At 33.2% G+C, this 17572-nt stretch carries 22 protein-coding genes; 10 read left to right on the forward strand and 12 right to left on the reverse strand.

Annotated elements, in window-relative coordinates; genetic code table 11:
- Nucleotides 1-180: 180 nt before the first annotated feature.
- From R2S10_RS15765 to R2S10_RS15775, 3 genes are all read left to right on the forward strand, one after another.
- Entirely contained in the window at nucleotides 181-567 is a 387-nt protein-coding gene (locus R2S10_RS15765; protein WP_316841383.1) for a hypothetical protein, read from the forward strand.
- Nucleotides 568-1052: 485 nt separating this feature from the next.
- Nucleotides 1053-1220 carry a hypothetical protein gene (locus tag R2S10_RS15770; protein WP_316841384.1) on the forward strand — a complete coding sequence of 56 codons (168 nt, stop codon included), beginning with the start codon at nucleotides 1053-1055 and terminating at the stop codon, nucleotides 1218-1220.
- Between the two features lie 51 nt (nucleotides 1221-1271).
- Entirely contained in the window at nucleotides 1272-1715 is a 444-nt protein-coding gene (locus tag R2S10_RS15775; RefSeq protein ID WP_316841385.1) for a hypothetical protein, read from the forward strand.
- A 176-nt stretch (nucleotides 1716-1891) separates the two neighbouring features.
- Here the strand turns inward: R2S10_RS15775 and R2S10_RS15780 are convergent, their stop codons facing one another.
- The 7 genes from R2S10_RS15780 to R2S10_RS15810 all read right to left on the reverse strand — a co-directional run bounded on the left by R2S10_RS15780 (nucleotide 1892) and on the right by R2S10_RS15810 (nucleotide 5149).
- Nucleotides 1892-2044: a hypothetical protein gene (locus R2S10_RS15780; RefSeq protein ID WP_316841386.1), complete on the reverse strand. Its 153-nt coding sequence runs from the start codon at nucleotides 2042-2044 to the stop codon at nucleotides 1892-1894.
- Nucleotides 2044-2397 (reverse strand): hypothetical protein, encoded by a 354-nt coding sequence (locus tag R2S10_RS15785; RefSeq protein WP_316841387.1) that lies wholly within the window; start codon nucleotides 2395-2397, stop codon nucleotides 2044-2046. Before R2S10_RS15785 ends, R2S10_RS15780 begins: the two co-directional genes overlap by 1 nt.
- Nucleotides 2398-2399: 2 nt before the next feature.
- Complete coding sequence (locus R2S10_RS15790) at nucleotides 2400-2645, reverse strand: hypothetical protein (protein ID WP_316841388.1); 246 nt, start codon at nucleotides 2643-2645, stop codon at nucleotides 2400-2402.
- A 1-nt stretch (nucleotide 2646) separates the two neighbouring features.
- A complete protein-coding gene (locus R2S10_RS15795; RefSeq protein ID WP_316841389.1) occupies nucleotides 2647-2967 on the reverse strand; it encodes a hypothetical protein in 321 nt (106 codons plus the stop codon).
- A complete protein-coding gene (locus R2S10_RS15800; RefSeq protein WP_316841390.1) occupies nucleotides 2968-3654 on the reverse strand; it encodes a hypothetical protein in 687 nt (228 codons plus the stop codon).
- Complete coding sequence (locus R2S10_RS15805) at nucleotides 3655-4110, reverse strand: hypothetical protein (RefSeq protein WP_316841391.1); 456 nt, start codon at nucleotides 4108-4110, stop codon at nucleotides 3655-3657. It lies immediately after the preceding gene.
- 640 nt (nucleotides 4111-4750) lie between these two features.
- Complete coding sequence (locus R2S10_RS15810; protein WP_316841392.1) at nucleotides 4751-5149, reverse strand: hypothetical protein; 399 nt, start codon at nucleotides 5147-5149, stop codon at nucleotides 4751-4753.
- Between the two features lie 468 nt (nucleotides 5150-5617).
- Between R2S10_RS15810 and R2S10_RS24725 the strand changes: the two genes are divergently transcribed.
- Nucleotides 5618-5839, forward strand: a complete 222-nt coding sequence (locus R2S10_RS24725; RefSeq protein WP_410478985.1) for a helix-turn-helix domain-containing protein — start codon at nucleotides 5618-5620, stop codon at nucleotides 5837-5839.
- A gap of 38 nt (nucleotides 5840-5877) precedes the next feature.
- On the opposite strand, the gene R2S10_RS15815 is transcribed toward R2S10_RS24725, so the two are convergent.
- Nucleotides 5878-6150, reverse strand: a complete 273-nt coding sequence (locus R2S10_RS15815; RefSeq protein ID WP_316841393.1) for a hypothetical protein — start codon at nucleotides 6148-6150, stop codon at nucleotides 5878-5880.
- Nucleotides 6151-6153: 3 nt separating this feature from the next.
- Nucleotides 6154-7146 carry a hypothetical protein gene (locus R2S10_RS15820; RefSeq protein ID WP_316841394.1) on the reverse strand — a complete coding sequence of 331 codons (993 nt, stop codon included), beginning with the start codon at nucleotides 7144-7146 and terminating at the stop codon, nucleotides 6154-6156.
- 1027 nt (nucleotides 7147-8173) lie between these two features.
- On the opposite strand from R2S10_RS15820, the gene R2S10_RS15825 reads away from it, so the two are divergent.
- Together R2S10_RS15825 and R2S10_RS15830 are read left to right on the forward strand one after the other, a co-directional pair.
- Nucleotides 8174-8590 carry a hypothetical protein gene (locus R2S10_RS15825; protein ID WP_316841395.1) on the forward strand — a complete coding sequence of 139 codons (417 nt, stop codon included), beginning with the start codon at nucleotides 8174-8176 and terminating at the stop codon, nucleotides 8588-8590.
- 298 nt (nucleotides 8591-8888) lie between these two features.
- Nucleotides 8889-9116 (forward strand): hypothetical protein, encoded by a 228-nt coding sequence (locus R2S10_RS15830; protein WP_316841396.1) that lies wholly within the window; start codon nucleotides 8889-8891, stop codon nucleotides 9114-9116.
- Here R2S10_RS15830 and R2S10_RS15835 read toward each other — a convergent pair.
- Nucleotides 9099-10514 carry a tyrosine-type recombinase/integrase gene (locus tag R2S10_RS15835; RefSeq protein ID WP_316841397.1) on the reverse strand — a complete coding sequence of 472 codons (1416 nt, stop codon included), beginning with the start codon at nucleotides 10512-10514 and terminating at the stop codon, nucleotides 9099-9101. The genes R2S10_RS15830 and R2S10_RS15835 overlap by 18 nt on opposite strands.
- Nucleotides 10515-10622: 108 nt before the next feature.
- Here R2S10_RS15835 and pyrE point away from each other — a divergent pair, with 108 nt between their 5' ends.
- Nucleotides 10623-11282 carry an orotate phosphoribosyltransferase gene (gene pyrE / locus R2S10_RS15840; RefSeq protein WP_202986142.1) on the forward strand — a complete coding sequence of 220 codons (660 nt, stop codon included), beginning with the start codon at nucleotides 10623-10625 and terminating at the stop codon, nucleotides 11280-11282.
- A gap of 7 nt (nucleotides 11283-11289) precedes the next feature.
- Nucleotides 11290-11688, forward strand: a complete 399-nt coding sequence (locus R2S10_RS15845) for an SRPBCC family protein (RefSeq protein WP_316841398.1) — start codon at nucleotides 11290-11292, stop codon at nucleotides 11686-11688.
- A gap of 72 nt (nucleotides 11689-11760) precedes the next feature.
- Here R2S10_RS15845 and R2S10_RS15850 read toward each other — a convergent pair whose 3' ends face one another.
- The gene (locus tag R2S10_RS15850; protein WP_316841399.1) at nucleotides 11761-12591 is read right to left on the reverse strand and encodes an endonuclease/exonuclease/phosphatase family protein; all 831 of its coding nucleotides are present in this window, start codon (nucleotides 12589-12591) and stop codon (nucleotides 11761-11763) included.
- 7 nt (nucleotides 12592-12598) lie between these two features.
- Complete coding sequence (locus tag R2S10_RS15855) at nucleotides 12599-13831, reverse strand: MFS transporter (RefSeq protein ID WP_316841400.1); 1233 nt, start codon at nucleotides 13829-13831, stop codon at nucleotides 12599-12601.
- A gap of 322 nt (nucleotides 13832-14153) precedes the next feature.
- On the opposite strand from R2S10_RS15855, the gene clpB reads away from it, so the two are divergent.
- Nucleotides 14154-16748 carry an ATP-dependent chaperone ClpB gene (gene clpB, locus R2S10_RS15860; protein ID WP_316841401.1) on the forward strand — a complete coding sequence of 865 codons (2595 nt, stop codon included), beginning with the start codon at nucleotides 14154-14156 and terminating at the stop codon, nucleotides 16746-16748.
- 158 nt (nucleotides 16749-16906) lie between these two features.
- Nucleotides 16907-17530: an outer membrane beta-barrel protein gene (locus tag R2S10_RS15865; protein ID WP_316841402.1), complete on the forward strand. Its 624-nt coding sequence runs from the start codon at nucleotides 16907-16909 to the stop codon at nucleotides 17528-17530.
- Nucleotides 17531-17572: the final 42 nt, after the last annotated feature.

Raw genomic sequence — 17572 nt, forward strand, 5'->3', positions numbered from 1 at the left:
AATAACATATACACAACAATCAATCTTTGTTACACAACAAGAATAAAGCTATTGGAATATTAAAATAAAATATTAAAATAAATACGCCTTAAATAGCATTTAAACCTTGTTTTTAAAATTACATTATGCAACTTTTCCACAAATTGCATTGTAACATATATAATACAGTATATTTACACCATGAAATCGAATGTATCTGTTTTAATCACTCTAAAAGAATTAAGAACATCCTTGCTACAGGATTTAAAAAAGTTGGATAAAGCTATTGAAGAGCTTGAACCTAAAACATTAGCAGAAATAGATAAAATTGCAAATGAAGGTACTATAGGTATTCACCAGTTTAAAAAAATGAAGTCGGATGATGAAAAAATAATATTTGCCATCCAAAATTTAGGTAAAGCTGGTATTGAAGCTATAATTAAATACTTAGTGATTTTAGGTGAAGAAAGAGAAGTAAAAAAACTTACTGCTATAGTAAAGGCCTCACTTCTGAACCTAATAGGGTTACGATTAGTAGAAGAAGAAATAAAAAATAGAAAATCAGAATATAAAATTAAACGTAAATAAATATGACTTACTTCAAAATTGCACAAATTATTGGTGACCTATTAGCACCAGCTTTCCTAATTTATAAGATAATATTAGGTAAAGAACTAACAGTAAACTTCAAATTTAAATATATCCAAACCAACAATTATGGGACATTAAACACCCTACAGAGAATATAATGAGTTTATTATTATACTACTATAATAATGTATACATATATAAATGTTTAAATGTATTATAACAATATAACATTTTACAACAGTAACACATTTAAATATCTATAATTACAATAGTTACTAATAACTTAATTATTGTATGAAAATAGTTGTTCATTTAAAGTATTATGCTTTAGATTTACAGTACCTGCTTAGTAGTCAAATTATAGAGAATTGTCGTATCAATTTCAAATTGGATACCTGATAGTAAAAGAAATTTAAAACTGATAGTAAGGAACATAAGAATTATATCCTTGCATAACCAAACAAACACTAAATATAAAAGCTATGACCGAAGGAATTTTAATCGCAATAATATCAGCTATAGGGCTAATTGGAGTGGCACTAATTAGCCGTAACAAACGTGAAACTAATAATTTATTAGAAGAAGAAAGTATTGAAATATCGAAAGCTGATGGTAGTACACATAAAAAAAGCAAAAAGCGCTATAAGTAAAAACATAAACAGAGTTTCCCTATATTTGAATATCTAAAACGCTATCCAACAATGAAAAAATTAGGGACTACTATAGTATGTATAATGTTAATGTTTAGTGTCAAAGCACAAACTACTTCGCTAAACACATTAATAAAATATGTTAATACCCCATTGGCAGATATAACTGAAGAAGTAATATCTAAAAATGGATGGGAATTAAAAGAATCAAAAAAAAATGATAGTTTAGTACTATTAATATTTAGAGACACTGATAATTCGTTAATTATTAAACGATATAAGGACTTGCCCAATGAAGTTTATTTTATTTGTGATAAACCCGAATACGATTTACTGAATAAAGCGTTATTAGCTCGTAAATTGACACTTTTTAAGTCTGAGGTAGATACAAAAGGACACATAGTCAAATCATATTTTGAAGAAAAGTATATTTTTGAAGTTACCATTGCCCCGAATTCTTTATTTTCAATTACAGTATTAGACAGAACTCACTAATTTATTACAACTAAGGGCGTTAAAAACCAAGCCGTAAAAAACCCTATCACATCCATGACAGGGCTAAACCAACTTTAATGGTATTCTTTTTTACTAATAAATGAATAATTCAAGGATTATAATTTATACACCAATCCTTAATGGTGTTATTAAAGTTATATATGGTTCATTTAATATTATACCTCAGGTTGTTGTGGTATAACAATTGGTACAATAACGTGAAATGCTTTTTCCATTAACTTATGCTCTTCTCTATTCATCTTTACCTGACCTGTAACGTTATAAAGCACCTGAAGCGCTTGTTCTGTTGTTAACTCTTTTTCTTCCATTATACAGCCTCTCCGTCATTTAATTCAACATCATAATCAGATGCTGTTAACTTTGTATTTAACAACGTATAAAGCTCATCAATTGTGTATGAGTTTTTACTTTCAGCTACCTGCTCATTATAATATGGTAGACTTGATTTTAACTGCATTGGTTGTTCCGTTGCATTATAATCTGTATAAGATTTGTATGTACTATATTGAATAGTCAATGATTTATTTGTTGAATTAGGCATTGCAGAACTACCAAAGTATTTATTTAAGTTCAACTGGTATCCTGTAATGATAATAACTGCTTCCGCTGTACTAAATCCTGCTACAGCTTGCAATGGGGTATTTATTTTTATATGTTTCATTCTTATGTATTTCTATTTAATTCTGCTTGAATAAGAGCCATCTCTTCTCTTACTTTTAATATCATATTAAATGATGATATTTTGTTCTCTAACGCCTCATATGGAGATACATTATATAGGAGATTGTTAACACAATTTTCAAGTTCCTCACTAAACTCAGGGTTTTCTTTAGCTAAAGATTTAGCTTTATTTATTAATTCATAAGCCCCAATTAATGTATTTTGATATGTATTATTTATTCTTTCCATTCTATTTATTTTTTCCTTTCTTTTTTGGGGTTAAGCTTACTTTGTTTTCAACTTTAACTTCTTCTTCTGTCACTTCTGCTGGTAGTTTAAATGATGGTGATTCAAACCAACTGATGATTTGATAAATCATATCTCGGATGCAGTCGGCACAGGAAAAGTTTAGATTTGAGTAAGGAATGTGACCTAACACCATTCTACCTTCCATGATAGTTTTTATTTGCTGAACTTCATCAGCTGACACTTTACTTTGTACATTATTTACAACACCATAAAGTGTTTTTTTAAGATTAATTACAATCTCTTTTAACTCTTTTTCTTCCATTTACTTCTTATTTATTATTTTGTATAATGCTTCTATTACTTCTAAGGTGGCACTATATATTTTTTGTTCTAATTCAGGTAATTTACCTTCATTTGTTATTTTTACTTTCTCCACTATGTAGTTATAAAAAGCCTTTTCAATGTTTGATTTTTTATGCTTTTTATTTAATAGTAACTCCAGCCGTTCCATTTCATCATTATTCAGACTATTTCTAATTTTTTCAAATAAAAGTTGATAACTATTATCATCTTCCTTTTCTTCCAAAATATAATTAGTTGATATTTCATCTAATTTAAATCCATCATCAAAAGTCTCTAAAGCGTCAATGACATCAATTGAATTCAGAGAAGATGCAAAACCTAAATATTCAACCATCTTTTGCCGACTAACTGTTATCTTTTCATTCCCTTCTTTATCAAGTTTTATTTTACTTCTTCGAATACCTACGTTTTTGGAGATGTTGATACTATATCTTTCTAAATAGTTATTTGATGTCTCTGCTATCTCAATTAATTTTTCCGCTTTCATCTTAGATAATTGGTAGAATGTCTCTGCTACAATGTCAGCTTTCAAGTCAGTTTCTAGGTTTAATCCGCATCTTATCATTGTAGCCTCTGTTACCTTTTGTATTGTTTCTTTATTGAAAAGGTCAGTAATTATTTGTTGTTTTCTTTCCTCGTTATCCACTTATAATATTTCACATTCTTTTTTAAAAGTGTAAAAGCTCATTAAAGCCAGTCTACTTTTTTTATTATCGCCTCCTAACACAATAATTAGCACTTTTTCTCTATTCAAGTCTTTTAAGATATTCTTTAAATTTTCCGTTGGAATGATGTAAAAAACTCCATCAATTTTATACACCTGATAGTCAGCTTCAGTTATACTTAACCCTGAAGGTAAAAACCCTCCTAAAGGATTTACCTTTTCAATTTCAATGGCTACATTTTGCGTATCCGGTGCTTTATTATCATATTTTACTTCCAGTGTGTAACATTGTGTACCACCTGAAGAAATAACTAAGTCATAAGCGCTAAATTGCCCTAATGATGCTGTTGTTGATGCCGTATATCCACTAAGGATATATTTATTTTGTACTTCACTTTCTACTGCTTGTGCAGTTTTTAAATCTTGTTGAAAACTCATTTACTTTATTGCTTTTCTATAAATATTACCGAAGAAAGCAAACGCCAGATTTATTTTAATATATTTTATAAACCACTGTAAATGAGTTGTATTAATTTTTAGACATAAAAAAACCACCCTGATAAGGGGTGGTTTATAATATTTAAAAAGATGTTTTTTATTTTCTTAACTCTGCACAGCTCCTACATTTCCGTAGTGAATTATCTGAACCTATCACTACACCTGCTTCAGGGCTCCAGTCATACCCATAGCATCCTATATAGGCATCACATACTATACACTTTCTGTCTTTACAAAAGTCTTGTTGTATGTTGTCCGACTTACCATCAGAAGTAAACATATTATATGCTACAAAAAGTAGCACAATTGCAATCAGTCCTCTAAAAATGTTCATAGTTATTTTGGTTTAAGGTTAATTTTTTCGTGGTTCTAAATTCATTTTGGTTACATCATCTTTAAGTATGTATATCGTGGTAACTGTATATGGCTTTAATAGCGTACCCATCATTAATTCATGACTAACAACACTTATATTATTCTCAATTATAAGTTGCTTAAATCGGTTAATACTGACCTTAAAAAGCTTTACAACTTCGGTCTGACTGTAGTAATAATTTCTATTTAAAAATGGTAACATTAATTATAATTTTTGCATGGTTACTTCAGGTGTTAAATTATATTGAATATCAACCTTAGTACCATTAGCTTTAGTGAAGCGTTGGAGAATGGTAGCACCTGCATATACATCACTAATTTTAATATTATAAGTTATATCCTTATTACCATCATTATGAATGACTCCTAAAGCATTTTCACCATATATATAGTATACTTCATTTGATGAATGAAATAAGGCTTTAGTATTAAAGTTATCAGCTGGTATGTCTGCATTGATATCAGACTTAATATTGACCACCAACATCTTATTATTATATGTTGATGTGATAGTATATTTATCATCAATATTTTGGTTATCCTTTTTGCATGAGGTAAATGCTGTCCCAAAAAACAGCATAAGAGCAATTAATTTAATTTTCATATTCTTTTAGTTTTGTTTTATACTTTTCCAATCGTGTACACACTTCGTATACTTCATACTTTAGTGAATATGATAACATATATTTAGTTACTAAATACAAATACTCCTGTATAGTCTCTAAAGGCATAATATCATATTCATCCGAGGTAATAGGTTCCGGTAAAAATTTGAAATTATATTTTTCAAAATCTATACTTTCTGTTCTCATTATTTCATCAAAAATCTTCACTAGTGCATTCGCTATTGTGCTTGTCTGTTTTCTTGTCATTTTCAATATAAATATGTTGAAGCCAAGAAAACGCCAGCTTTTAAGCCTATTTAAAGTGTATTTAAAGCTTTCCACCTAAATACCAGCTCATTAAAGTTAAACAAATATAGTCCATGGACTATACAAAAGCAACTTTTCAAAGATAAAATTATAGCCCAAGAACCATATACGGTTTACCGTATTTGGAAGATATTTGAAATATGAACCCACGGGATGAGGAATTAGTGAAGATATTTGGCGAGAATGTACGTAACCATCGTACATTGAATGGGTTGACTATGGTTGAACTCGCTTACCAATGTAACGTTGAGTACACCACCATCAGTAAGATTGAAAGAGGTAAAATCAATACTACAATTAGTTTAGCTGTGAAAATTGCTAAGGTACTAGATGTACCGATTACCGACCTTCTCGGTGTGTAATTTAATAAGGTCATACAAATAGTACGACCCTTTAAATTCTATGCTTTAATTAAAATATTCCAATTTATATTTAAATAATTCAAGTATTCATCATGAATTAAGATATTCATATTCTGATTTATATCTTTTAAAATATTCATTTTTTGATTTAAATATCTTTCAAACGTTAGCTTTTCATTAATAGCTCCTAATTCACTCCAAATTACTACTGGAAGTATATGATGGTCTTCAGTCATTGAAGTAATGATATCATTCATTTCAGCATTAACCTTAAAAAGGAATTCTGTGTTTATTTTAATTTTTGTTTTCATTTATTACGCTACGTTTTTTCTTTTTATAAATGCTTCAGCATTTTCTTTAATTAACCTTTCAACTAAATTTACATCACCTTCAATTTTGATAACATTTTGAATTTTATAAATTTTAAAAATATCAAAGGTGTAGGATACATTATATTCAACAGAATTACACTCATACCCACATTCTTCTAAAATATAATACATATCATTAATTGATAGTCCTTCAATATTAAATTCTTCATTGATAGTTTCAGGTACCACTTCTTCTTCAAAATCAAAAACATCATCACAGTTTTCTAAAGTAACTAATGACTCATCAGTGAAGGTTAATTTAACGACCTCTAAAGGATTAACTTCAACTGGTGAGGTAATTACATCAGATTCAAGTTTCATTACCCCTAAGGCATTATTTATTCTATTTTGATGAACTTTAGCATTAGCTATATCTATTCTATCTTGTAATTCTTTTTCTAGCATTTTATTTCTTTCTTTAAGCTTTTTAATTTCATTTTTTAGTTCTTCAACTTCTGATTTGATAACACCTTGTTGTGTTGATATCGTAGATACAGTATCTTTATATTTGGTGCTGACAGCATTTTGAACTGTAAAATCATCAGCTAAGAAACGCTGTAGAAATTTTGGAATTGATGAGTCATTTTTTTTATAAAAAATCTGGTTAGATGTATTATCAGCTTTAAATGGTTGTACCATCTTATAAGCTTTTCCATTTTTACCCACAACATACTTTTTACTTTGATAGATGATTTTGTTTTCAACTAAAGTTGAAATTATTTTACCTGAAATATTAGCACTTGAAAATAACCAGTTATGGTTTTTTATATTTATCGTATAACCAACTGATTCAGTTGATGAGAAATGATTAATTTGATTAATTAACCAATAAACCTTTTCAATATTTTTATTGAAAGTTGGAAAAAGTAAATCTAAGTTTAGATTTTTTGGAGTGTTAACAATAAAATATTGTTCTTCATTTTCATTAATTGGCATTTTAAAAGTGTGTATAAATTGTATTAGTAGTTTTCAAGTTGTGATACTAACGAGCAGGGCAATTACCCCCTGCTCTTTTAAATTTACTACACAAACATTGAAAATGTTAAATGAAAAATCAATCTTCATTTAATGTAAATATATCGCAGTTACAAAAAAACACAAGTTTTTGAAAATATATTTTATTTTTTTATTTCTCATCGAAAATAGTTGATAGAACTGTATCCTCAACTGTATCCTGAACTGTATCCTGAACTGTATCCTCAACTGTATCCTGAACTGTATCCTCAACTGTATCCTGAACTGTATCCTCAACTGTTAACCATAATAGATTAATAGTATAATAATATAATAAGGAAATAGATAGATAGAGAAATAAGGAAATAGATAATAATCAAATAAAGCAGATTTTTAAATTTTATAAATTGAAACTACAGAATTAAAAATAAATTTAGATTTAGTTGATGTTATCTTTTCTTTACATCAATAGATTAAATTCTTATTTTGGTTGAAATAAGCTTACATAAGCTATCAACTATATAGTTACTACTATTAATATCCATTAAGATAATTAAAGGTCTTATTTCTCTTTATATCAATAAATAGATTTATTCTATTTTTACTTTCTTTTCTTAGTTACCTATCAACTAAGAATTTTAATTCTTTTACTTTGTTTCTTTCCTTTACCATCCTCAACGGATGATGATATTTTCCCCCAGTTCCGTCCAACCCCCAAGGGTATACAGTTTGCGTATCCTACACTATCTGCCCAAAAGATTGATGCTTCCTATAAACATTTCAATAAAATCCCTAAGGCTATTAGAATGGTTTAAAATGGTTAATTCAGAGTTATAAATAAATTATATATCAGAAAAAAATAAAATATTTTAAGTATTTTTATAGAAATTAATATTAAAAATATATGTTACTAAAATTAATTTCACTACATAAATATTGGATACATTGCAATTTTAGTCGTGATAATTTCAGAAAAAGTGTACAAGAAAGTATAACCAGAGGTTCGGAGATGAGTGCAATAATTGGCTTAGAAGAAAGTAGTTTCTCAAAATACCATTTACTAAATCTAGATAGTTTTGGTTATTACAGAAGTTATTGGTACAGCTCAATTTTCATAGTAATTGAGGGTTATACTGATTTAAAAATAAAAAATGAGGAAATTGATAAATTATTAGAGAATAAAGTATTTGTTGACCAACTACGGTTATTTAGAAATGCTACCTTCCATTACCAGAAGGATTTATATAATGCGAAATTTACAGGCATAGATGATTCTAATGAGTTTATTACATGGATAAATAAATTACACAAACTTTTTGGTGATTGTATTTTGAATGAGATGCATAAATTAGTATCTCCTGAAGTATCAGAAGCTATTAAAGCAAATTTCGACAGGATTCTGAAAGGCGAAACAAAACCAGATTAACCTAATATAAATACTTAAATAAAAAATATGTCATTACCAAGGAAACAAAAGAAGGAAGAGAAAAAAAAATTGAGAGTTGTTACTACAAGGGAAATAGACCCGAACGGTAAACCTCAGTCAGCGCTAACAATAAAAGTTGAAATCCCTACAAAGAAGTAAACATTAGCACCACATTAATTTGATGGTGCTTTTTTTTATGAATCTACTTGTTTTATTTTTTTGTTGAAGTATTTTTGGGTATGTGCAGACAGAAACCATTATATCAGATTTAATACAGCAGAATAAACTGTTGATGGATATGATGTACAAAATGCAAGCACAATTAGATTTAATTATAATTCAACAAAAAAATAAAACGGTTAGATTAGATGAATCATCATTGAAAGAAATCAAAACCCTTATTGGTGATTTAAAGCCAATTAATAAGGCTCTTAAACATAAATATTCAAAAGTAAAAGAGAAAGAAACGGAAGAACAGATAAGGGAATCTATAAGAGCACGGAAAATATTAAAAGGCCGGTCTTAATGGTCTTGGTTCTTCATTAATCTCCTGCTTTAACTTTCTCAGGTAATTTTCAGTCTGCTGTACAGAGCTATGCCTATTCTGCAATTGCAGTTGAGTAAGGGTAAAGCCTGCCTTAAATGCAATAATATTACCTGTATGCTTTAGACTGTATAGTGAAAAATTATCATCCCATTCAGGTTTAAGTGTTTTCACTACCTCTTTACCAACTAATTCAGAACCATAACTGAGCTTATTTATTACAGTTGAAAATTTACGGGAAAAAGCATCCTTAGTTACTTTCTTTAAAGAAGGTACTAAGTCACTGGTGAACACATAGTAGTTTTCATACTTTTTATCATTAAAATACCTCTCCCACCCAAGCTTGCTATACATTTCAACTAAACAAGGCTCAATATATAACTCATTAAAAACCGCCTTTTTGTTTTTTGTGATATCAATAGCCAAATCAAAGAAACCTTCTTTATAGCGCTTAATGTGTTTAATTTTAACCCTAGCTATTTCACTAGGTCTTAAAAAAGTATAGAATATTGTTCTGCAAATCAAACCTAGCTGATTATCAGGTGGCATTATCCTGTTGTAATGGGGATACACAATAGTATGGCTACTATCAATAAAATTAAAAACCTCCTTTAATTGAGCTACTGTAAAAGGATTAAACCTATCACTTTCCTCTGTTATCTCCTTATCTTCTAGATTTTCTACAACATTTTTATAATCATATATCTTAGCAAAGTGGTTGAAAAAGCTTTTTATAAATCCTAAGTTATTGTTGTAAGTGACCGCTACCCACGTGCCTTTTAGGTAAAAGGACTCTAGGAAGGAATGAACTTGATGCCTCTGAAATTTATCCAGTCTAAGCCCATCAATTTTTTCATTTTTACACCAGACCAAAAATCTATTAAAAAATGAAGTATAGGTGATTGTAGTATTTTCTTTATTCTCTGCTCCTGCCTTATCCCCAACCTTACCACTTTTCACCTTTAAAAAAATGCTTATTGCCTCTTCCAATCTTGGGATTGGAGATTCATCTTTTGAATCTTCCAAAGCTTCTGCATAACTTCTACCATCAAATGGTGCAATTGGTTTTCCAGTCCTAGGATTGATATTGTTTTTTAAGTCATTATTTGCCTCATCTAATTCGATGCTTGCATACAAATCCTTTTGTTTGGATTTTTGAATTAGAAATTCTTGTTTGGTAAAATTGGAATAAAATTTTTGCGGAACCCATTCACCCTTAATAAAATCCCATATACTGTAATATATATACCAGTCGGGATTTTTATTTTTTCCTGTTGGATTTGGCTTTTTTAGTACTGCTAATTCTCTAAAATACTGACCTTCAATCGGTGGAGAAAAATAACTTTGGTCGCCCACTTTAATTAACGATATTTGAGACATATTTTAAACAGTTTAACAATTGAATTTCTACAATTTTCTACAGCCTACTAAAAAACATTATTTAAAGTAGTGCTAGGACAAATGTAAGGAATTCTGTAATTTTGGAGCATGTATAATAAAAGTGATATTGAATTAAAGGTAGCTGAATTTTTATTACAAATAAAAGCAATAAAGTTACAACCGAATAACCCATTTACATGGGCTTCAGGTTGGAAATCTCCTATTTATTGCGATAATAGAGTTACACTTTCCCATCCCTCAGTAAGAACATACATCAGACAAAAACTGACGCAATTGATCCAGGAAGAATTTGGTTCTGTAGACCTTATTGCTGGTGTAGCAACTGCTGGTATTCCTCAGGGTGTATTGGTTGCCCAGGAGTTGGGTTTACCTTTCGCTTATGTAAGAGCAAAAGCAAAAGAACACGGCACTGGAAGTCTGATTGAAGGAGAAATAGTTGAAGGACAACGCGTAGTTGTAGTAGAAGATTTGATCTCTACAGGTAAAAGCAGCTTACAGGCAGTAGAAGCATTGAGAAATGCAGGATTATCTGTAGCTGGTTTAGTGTCTATCTTTACCTATGGTTTTGACCAGGCTGAAGAAAACTTTAAAGCGGCTAAATGTCGTTTCGCCACCCTTTCTAATTACAATACATTAATTGAATATGCTGCTGAACATAGCTTCATTGCTCAAAATGATGTAGATCTATTGACTAAATGGCGCAGAAACCCATCAGAATGGGGAAAAGAATTAGAACAACTAACCTAGAATCATAATGACAGTTATTGAGAGTACTACTGACATCAACCAGCCTGTAGCAAGTGTCTATGCATTTTTAGCTGATATGAACAATCATCAGCAATTGATGCCGGAAAACATCTACAATTGGTCGTCCACAACTGATGAAGCCAGCTTCACCATCCAAAACATGGCTAAATTGGCGATCAAAATTTCCAGTCGCGTAGAAAACCAGGAATTAACGGCTATCCCAACGGAAAAACCTCCTTTTGATTTAGAATTGAAATGGACTGTAGCAGACAATGGTAATGGCGGAACTACTGCTACATTGATTATCTCAGCAGACCTGAACATGATGATGAAAATGCTTGCTGCCGGACCATTAAAAAAACTGGCTGATCATCAGACTCAAAAACTGGCAGAAATATTAAATTAGAATTTATTCCGATCTGATCAAAAGATCTTTATAAAAAAAACCGTTCTATTAAAGAACGGTTTTTTTTTATGCCTAATTTAAAGAGAATTCCAGGTAGATCGGAACATGATCTGAGATCTTTCGCGCCTCCTTTAATTCATCAAACTGCGTATAAAAAGGAACAATTCCTGTACTGATCACCTTCAGCTGATCACCATGGTAAAAGAAATTATCGTACTCTGAAGCCAATGACTCTCCCTTTACAACCTTTTGTTTAAGCGAGGTCTTCTGATTCATCATGGCCGAAACATAACCCATGTTTCTTAATGGATTAAACACAGAATGAGACTGAGGGAGGTTAAAGTCTCCACAAAAAATCAAAGTTTCTTTTGGGTGTAAATCCGGCATAAATTTCAGATACTTAATCTCTGTTTCCGGTTGTTTTGCTTTTGGCTTTGCATGAAAGGAAACTAAGGTAAAAGTTTTCTTTCCGAGTTGAAACTTACCAAAATAAGGCTCACGTTCTACCTCCAACTGGTATTTCTTCTCCAACCATGGCTCTCCTATGATTTTAATCTTTTTACTCTTCCACATAAAAGCATAGCGTTCTTTGCTATATCGATCACTTGAAGTGCCATGACTAAACGTATATTCCCATTGTTCACCTGTTTTGTTTAAGGCTTCGGCAAGCCTGATCACTGCCTTTGGTCCGCCATAACCAGCCACTACTTCCTGAATGGCAATCACATCAAAACGCTTGACTACATTGGCTATAAATTGAATACTTTCATCAGTTTTGGACTGGCCAAAATCTTTAAGGTTCCAGGAACCTACACGAACATTTTGCCCGGAGGCGCTAAAAAAACAAATCGTAAGCAGCATCAGGAGCGTATTCCTACGCATCCACAAAAGGGAATTTTTCAAAAGATATTTAGTTAATAGTGTTTAATTTCATTCTTTTCATGACAAAGAAAAAGCCGATAGCGGTTAGCAACAGTACAATTGCCGTCCCCCACCATAGCACATTGAAGCCATAAACTGCAGCTACACGCGTTCCAAGAAAGGGCGAAAACACATGAGCGGCAGAAGTACAAAGTGCATTAACACCCATATAGGCTCCCCGGGTTTGGATAGTAGATCTTTGTAGTGTAACGGTTGCCATAAATGGCATAGCCAGAATTTCCGCCAGACAAAGGACAAACATCGCCATATAGAGTACCCAGGTACCATGGGCAAGATTTAAAATCAGGAAAGAAAAACCACATAATAAAGTCCCCATTACCATGATATCTCTTGGCGATAAACGTTTCTCCGCAATATGGACCAGTAGCATTTCCAAAAGAAAAACGACAATCCCGCTAAAGGCCAGGATCACCCCAATATTGGCCTCAGTCATTTGGTACACCTCTCTGTAATATAAAGGCAAGGTACTTAGCAATTGAAGAAAGCAAATGGTAAAAATGCTGCACAACAAACTGAACAACATAAACAGCAAGTCCTTATAAGGAGATTTTCCAGTTGGAACTGTTCTTTCAGTCTTTTCCGAGGCTACAACTTCTTCCTTAACCTTCTCATTTCCCTTTCTATTTCTGAAATAAATGAAAAATAGAACCGCCGAACAAAATGCTGCGATTGCATTACCATAGAATAAAAACGTGTAAGAGATGGCCGCAAGGAAACCACCCAAGGCAGGTCCGATGGAAAAACCGAGGTTCATCGCCATGCGGTTCAAAGAAAAAGAGCGGATAATGTTATCAGGTTTTGAATAGTAGGCAATAGAAACCGAGTTTGCAGGTCTGAAAGTTTCAGAAATCACACTCAATATAAATACACCCACCGCCAATTTTAGCACTGTATTCAGTTCTGGAAGAAGGAAAAACATTGGCACCGTACAGATTAAGCTAAAAAGCTGCACTTTGAAATGCCCCACTTTATCGGTTAACCAGCCACCAGCAAAAGAACCTGCTACTGCCCCCACCCCAAAACAACTCAATACCATCCCTGTATCCTCTAAAGAAAAACTCAAATGGTTGATCATGTAAATCCCCAGAAAAGGGATCACCATGGCACCACTCCTATTGATCAACATCACCAGAGCCAGCATCCAGGCCGGTGTAGACAATCCACGGTATGCGTCCAAATATAATCGTAAAAACTCCTTCATCTCTCTCCTTATTTATAAATTCTATACCTGCCACCTGTAAAAGTGAATTCACCAAATCAATGAATAAAAGGCCCGCAGGCTTGCGAATTTAAGAAGAATATCCCCTTTACAACCAATAAATACTAAGCCAATTTGAGCTTTGTTGTTGCAAGTTCTAACGTTCGGCGGTAAAATAATATCTATCAACTTAAGCCTAAGACAAGTTTTCAGTAGTATAGGCTAGCAAAATGGTCAATTTGTCATGAAAATCTCATTAAAACAGACATTATTTCCGAAATTTCTTTTAAGAACAATATGGCATTTACTTTGTTTACCAAAAGATATGAACTTCAACAATTTCACTATAAAAGCACAGGAAGCGATTCAACAGGCTTCTGAAATAGCTCAAGGCAACCAGCAACAAGCTATTGAGACAGCGCACATACTTAAAGGGCTGCTCACTGTTGATGAAAATGTGGTTTCTTATATTTTAAAGAAATTAAATGTAAATCTAAATGTCGTAAACCAACATTTAGATAGCCAGATTGCTAAGTTCCCTAAAGTTAGTGGAAGTAGTCCGTACTTAACTTCAGGAAGTAACTCGGCTTTACAAAAGGCTCAAACTTATTTGAAAGAGTTCAAAGATGAATTCGTTTCAGTAGAGCACCTTTTGTTGGGTTTACTTTCTGTAAATGACAATACTTCTAAGCTATTAAAGGACCAGGGTGTTACGGAGCAAGACCTTAAAAAAGCCATTGTGGCTTTAAGAGGAGACAATCATGTAACCGATCAAAATGCTGAGGCAACTTTTAATGCTTTAAATAAATATGCAAGAAACCTGAATGAATATGCAGAATCAGGAAAGCTTGACCCTGTAATTGGTCGCGATGAAGAGATCAGAAGGGTGATCCAGATTCTTTCCAGACGTACAAAGAACAACCCGATCCTGATCGGTGAACCTGGTGTTGGTAAAACTGCCATCGCCGAAGGTATTGCCCATAGGATTATACAGGGAGACGTTCCAACCAATCTAAAGACAAAAACAGTATTCTCTTTAGATATGGGGGCCCTGATTGCAGGCGCCAAGTACAAAGGAGAATTTGAGGAACGCCTGAAAGCAGTGGTTAAAGAGGTAACTCAAAGCGATGGAGACATTATTCTTTTCATTGATGAGATCCATACTTTGGTGGGTGCCGGTGGTGGTGAAGGCGCTATGGATGCGGCCAACATCTTAAAACCTGCATTAGCCAGAGGTGAACTCCGCGCAATTGGAGCTACTACGCTTGATGAGTATCAAAAATATCTTGAAAAAGATAAGGCCTTAGAACGCCGTTTCCAAAAGGTGATGGTGGGCGAGCCGGATACTCAGGATGCGATTTCTATTCTGCGTGGATTGAAAGAAAGATATGAAACTCACCACAAGGTGAGGATTTTGGATGAGGCGATCATTGCCGCTGTAGAGTTGTCGCAACGCTATATTTCCGATCGTTTCTTACCGGATAAAGCCATCGACTTAATGGACGAGGCCGCTTCTAAACTACGTTTGGAAATGGACAGTGTACCGGAAGAAGTAGATGAACTGAACCGTAAGATTATGCAGCTGGAAATTGAGCGTGAAGCGATCAAAAGAGAGAATGACGATAAGAAAGCTCAGTCACTGGCTGAAGAAATCGCCAACATCTCTGCGGAACGTGATCAGCTGAAAGCTAAATGGCAGGGTGAAAAAGACCTGGTAGATGCGATTAACGCGGAAAGTGAGCAAATAGAACATTATAAACTGGAAGCAGACCAGGCGGAACGTGCAGGAGATTATGGTAAAGTAGCAGAGATCCGTTATGGAAAAATTAAGGAGTCTCAGGACAAAGTGCAGCAACTGAAAGAGAAACTGGAAGCACAGCAATCGGAAAGCAGAATGCTGAAAGAAGAGGTGACTGCAGATGATATCGCAGGAGTTGTTGGTCGTTGGACTGGTATTCCGGTAACCAAACTGATCTCTAGTGAAAGAGAGAAATTGCTACATCTGGAAGAAGAGTTACACAAACGTGTGGCTGGTCAGGATGAAGCAATTGAAGCCATTTCTGATGCGATTCGTAGGTCTAGAGCCGGGCTTCAGGATAAACGCAAACCTATTGGCTCGTTCATCTTCCTGGGTACTACCGGTGTGGGTAAGACCGAGCTGGCAAAAGCATTGGCAGAGTTCTTATTTAATGATGAGAACGCCATGACCAGGATTGACATGAGTGAATATCAGGAACGTCATGCGGTATCCAGATTGATCGGAGCGCCTCCAGGATATGTAGGTTACGATGAAGGTGGACAATTAACGGAAGCCGTTCGTAGAAAACCTTATTCAGTTGTATTGCTCGATGAGATCGAAAAAGCGCATCCGGATGTGTTCAATATCTTATTGCAGGTACTGGATGATGGCCGTCTAACAGACAATAAAGGCCGTATGGTGAACTTTAAAAACACCATTATCATCATGACCTCCAATATTGGGGCACACATGATTCAGGATAATTTCAAAGACCTGAATGAAGATAACCGCGAAGAGGTAATTGCTAAGACGAAGAGCGAATTGTTCGAAATCTTAAAACAAACCATCAGACCGGAGTTCTTAAACAGGATTGATGAACTGATTATGTTTACGCCATTGAACCGCAGCGAGATCAGAAACATTGTGGACTTACAGTTCAACCATGTGAAAGAGACGCTTGCCGAGATGGGTATAGACATCGAAGCTACACCAGAAGCATTAGACTGGCTAGCAGAACTAGGTTACGATCCTCAGTTTGGAGCAAGACCGCTGAAACGCGTTATCCAGAAAAGAATTTTAAACGAATTGTCTAAGGAAATTCTTGCTGGAAAAATAGATAAAGACAGCAGGATAAAACTAGATACGTTCGACAATAAATTCGTGTTTTTGAATAACAAATAAGCGTCTTTGCTTATTTAAATTGCAACCATTGTTAAATAAAAAGCCTTCGGAGATAATTCTAAGGCTTTTTTTTTTACGATTCATACATTTTAATTTAATAATTATAACATTAATCATTTGTTTTTATTAATATTACCGTACACAAATGAAATCAATGTATGAATAAGAAAACAATTGTAATGGCCGTGCTATGCGCTGCCGCATCTACTGCAAGCGCACAGCTTGAAAAAGGAAAAATACTTATTGGAGGAAGCGCAGGAACCTACAACTCTAAAAGTAGCTATGACGATTATGCTGATTCAAAAAGCAGAGGTATAACTATCGCACCAATGATCGGTTATTTCGTAAGTGACAACCTGGTTATAGGTACTGCATTAAGATACGCCTTCCATAAAAATAGGTTCTCATACGACTCCAAAGCTGAAGAAACAAATTACATTATAAGCCCATTTGCCCGTTATTATCTAAGTATTTCGCCCAGCTTTAAGTTTTTTGGAGATTTTAGTGTCGGTATCGGAAAAATAGAGACAAAAACATACAATCCTTTTGATGATAGTAGCTATCGCTTAACCAAGGAGAATACATACGGCACTTCACTTGCTCCAGGTCTTACTTTTCTGCCGGCTAAAAGATGGTCTGTAGATCTTCGCTTTACACTATTTAATTACAGCAGAAACGAGAAGACCCATGAGATACCAAATACTAATTACTACAAAACTAATCAATTCAGTTTTGGCTTAACTACAATGAATCCAACTATTGGAGTTAATTTCCACCTATAATTGGTCGAGAACAAACTCCAATATAAGTAGAACAAATGCCCA

Origin of the sequence: Pedobacter gandavensis, assembly GCF_032678745.1 — a bacterium.
GTDB classification, from domain to species: domain Bacteria; phylum Bacteroidota; class Bacteroidia; order Sphingobacteriales; family Sphingobacteriaceae; genus Pedobacter; species Pedobacter gandavensis_C.